Source organism: Dysgonomonas sp. PF1-14 (assembly GCF_029892965.1).
Taxonomy (GTDB): domain Bacteria; phylum Bacteroidota; class Bacteroidia; order Bacteroidales; family Dysgonomonadaceae; genus Dysgonomonas.
Window position 1 is genome coordinate 1 of the sequence record NZ_JARXWN010000036.1, and the last position, 3,563, is coordinate 3,563.

General features: G+C 47.5%; 3 protein-coding genes. All 3 read right to left on the reverse strand.

Annotated features, from left to right (window positions below; all coding sequences use genetic code 11):
* Positions 1-224, reverse strand: a 224-nt coding sequence (locus tag M2448_RS20210; RefSeq protein WP_280647991.1) for a hypothetical protein, incomplete at its 3' end; no start/stop codon positions are given.
* 134 nt (positions 225-358) lie between these two features.
* Positions 359-2,638 carry a GH92 family glycosyl hydrolase gene (locus tag M2448_RS20215; protein WP_280647992.1) on the reverse strand — a complete coding sequence of 760 codons (2,280 nt, stop codon included), beginning with the start codon at positions 2,636-2,638 and terminating at the stop codon, positions 359-361.
* A 43-nt stretch (positions 2,639-2,681) separates the two neighbouring features.
* On the reverse strand, positions 2,682-3,563 hold an 882-nt coding region (locus M2448_RS20220), incomplete at its 5' end, for a glycoside hydrolase family 125 protein (RefSeq protein WP_280647993.1).

A 3,563-nucleotide genomic window follows, 5' to 3' on the forward strand; every position in this document is an offset into this window, starting at 1 on the left:
ATTTCTTTATTGGCCAGTTGTGTGGCCAGCACTGTACCCGGCACAACGGCAGGCTGCCATTTAGATACAGGGTAGGAAGCGGTCGATATTTTCTCGCCGGTGTCCTTGGTCTTGCCAGAGGGCAGGCATTTCCAACCGCTGTTCAGTTCGTAACGGTTCTGCGAAAAAGCGAAACCGGAATAAACGAACGCGATAATCAGTATAAATATTATATTTCTTCTCATTGTTTTTATTTTTAACTAAAAGCTGACAAACATTACTAGTTTACTAGCTTGCTAGTTCTAGTCCTCTTTTTTCTAGTATACTAGTACACTTATAACTAGTACACTAGTATACATATAGATAAAGTTTTTCTTAATTATTCTCCTGTCGCCTGTAAAACATCTACGGTAGTGCCCCATGTATCGGAGGGTTTGTCTCCCATCGTAAATTCGAGGGTGCCGCCGGATTCGATGTCTTTGAAGCTGATGTAATATTTATCGTATGGCAGGCCATTCAGTGTCACGCTCTGTATGTATTTATTGGCGGAACTGTTGTTTTTGGCTGTGATGTTGAATGTCTTGCCATCCTTCACTTTTACAACGGCTGTCTTTACAATAGGGCTGCCGAATATGTACTTCCCTCCGGCGGGTTCTACCTGATAGAAGCCTAAAGCGGAAAGGATATACCAGGCCGACATCTGGCCTACGTCTTCGTTACCTGATAGGCCGGCAGGCCGGTCGTGATAGAGTTCCGACAATACCTGACGTACTTTATCGGCAGTCTTCCAGGGCTGACCGATATACGGATACATGTAAAGGACATGGTGGCTGGGTTCGTTGCCGTGCGCATATTGCCCGATAAGCCCGCTGATATCGGGAGAGGCATGGTCACCAAGAGAGCCTTCTACGACAAAGAGGGAATCCAGTTTTGTAACAAAAGCGTCTTTGCTGCCGAACAGGTCCATCAATCCTTGTATATCGTGCGGTACGAGCCAGGTATATTGCCATGCGTTGCCTTCGGTGTAATCGTTGTCGCGGTGGACGGACTCGAAGGGATTGAAATCGGGACGGAATTGACCATCGGACGACAGTCCGCGCACAAAGCCTGTTTCTTTGTCGAAATAGTGCTTATATGCTTTACTCCTGTTCAGGAAATAATCGTAGTCTTCGGTCTTACCCATCTGTTTGGCAACCTGTGCTATCGTCCAGTCTGCAATGGCATACTCCATGCTTTTGGATAATCCTTCGGGGTCTTTATCGTAAGGGATATAGCCGTATTGTCTCAGATAGCCAAGCCCGCGTTCGTCGAGCATAGCGGAGTTTTTCATGGCTTCGTATGCCAGTTCTTTGTCAAAACCGCCGTATCCTTTCAGAATGGCATCGGCTACGACCGATATACCGGGATTGCCTACCATACAGTCGGTCTCGCATCCTGTCAGGTGCCATACGGGGAGTTTGCCTTGCTGCCGGTAGATGGTAAGCATGGTATTGATAATATCGCTCATCTTCTCGGGATGGATAATGGTCATCAGCGGATGGGCTGCGCGGTAGGTATCCCATAGTGAGAAGGTGGTATAATTGCGGAACGAACCGTTCTTGTGCATCTGTGCATCGGCTCCTCTGTAGTCCATATTTACATCGCAGAACTCGGACGGGGCTATCATGGTATGATACAGCGCAGTGTAAAAGGTGCGTTTCACTGCGTTATCGTCTGTCTGTATCTGTATCTTGTTCAGCTCGTCGTTCCATTTCTTATCGGCAGCGGCTATGGTCTGCTCAAAGTTCCAGCCTGAGAGTTCTGCCTGCATATTCAGTTTCGCATTTTCGATGCTAACCGGAGAAAGTGCTACTTTCACATAGATTTCTTCTTTGTCTTGGGTATCGAACAGTGCCTGGCCGTATACGCCTTTTGCTTTTAGTTCGGTGCCTTCTTTTATATCTTTCGGGTCTTCGTTTTCCGACAACAGGAAGCCTTTCATCGGCTTAGAGAAGTTGGCGGTAAAGAATATGCGCTGGTCGTTAGCCCAGCCTTTGGAATAGCGGTAGCCCGAAACGGTGCTGTCGTTTTCGTATATCAGATAGGTATCGGTAGGCTCGTCCCAGTTCAGGTGGCTTTTAAGGTCGATAACGATCTTTGCATTATCTGATGCGGGAAAGGTATATTTGTGGAAGCCCACGCGGCTTGTTGCTGTCAGTTCCACATCTATATCGTAACGGTCGAGATGGACGGCGTAATAGCCGGCTTTAACGGTTTCGCGGTCGCGGCTGAAGAGGGAATACATACCGGATTCTTTATCTTCGATAACGCCCTTGCCGAGCTTCACATCGCCGGTGACGGGCATAAAGGCAATATCAAGCAGGTCGCCGATACCGGTACCGTTCAGGTGCATATGGGTGAAGCCCCAGATGGTGGAGTCGGAGATATGGTAGCCGGATACCCAGTCCCAGCCAGCGGTAATGTTAGTAGGTCCAAGCTGTACCATTCCGAACGGAACATTGGCTCCGACAAAGACATGGCCATGATCGCCGGTGCCAATATACGGGTCGACATATTGTGTCAGATTTTCTGATGATGAGTTTTGATTGTTTTTGCCGGAGCAGGCTCCCAGTAATAAACCGGAGGCAATGAGCAAATACGATAGTTTTTTTAGATTCATCTGTAGCGGTATTTAAAGATTTAATATTCAACAATAAAAGATATTATTTTATGCTGTTCAGTAAATCAACTTTCCCCTCGTCTACCAGTTTCAGGATCAACTCCCCAAACAATGTGTTCTGCCATGCAAACCACTCACGGGTAAATTTATTGGCATCGTCTTTATAGAATGATTCGTGCATAAAGCCGGTACCGGCATCGGTATCCAGCAGCATTTTTACACAGGTCTTTATCTCTTCGTCGTCCCGGCTGGTAAAGGCTTTCATCATTATGCTCATCGGCCAGATCATATACAGGCTTTCGTGTGATACATGAGGGCCTCCGATGCCTTCGCCGGCTGTGCCTTTGAAGAAGTAGGGATTGTTTTCACTCCAAACGAATCGTCTTGTATTTTTATAAATGGGATCATCGGCATCTACATCGCCCAGATAGGGCATGGCAAGCAGGCTGGGTACATTGGCGTCGTCCATGAATAGCTGGTTACCGTAGCCGTCTACTTCGTAGGCATAGATAGTCCCGTAGTCGGGATGATTGAATGTGGCGTATTTTTTAAGGGCTGTTTCTACTTCGGCGGCCAGGTCGGTGCAGTCCTTTGCCAAAGCGGCCTTTTTATTGACTGTGGTAAGTATTTCCGCTGCCTTGCGAAGCGATGTCACAGCAAAGAAATTGGACGGGATAAGGAACTGAAAAATGGTAGCATCGTCCGATGGGCGGAACATGGAAGCGATCAGCCCTACCGGACGTACGGGGTTGCCCCAGCCGTCGTTCATCACTGTATCGGATGCTTTGGCAGTTTCGCGCTGGAATTTATAAGGGCCTAGATTGTCTTTACGCTGTTGTTCCTTAAATGTTTTCAATATATTTTCTATCGCCTGCAACCATTCCTCATCGAATACGCTTGCATCGCCGGTTGTCTTCCAGTAATG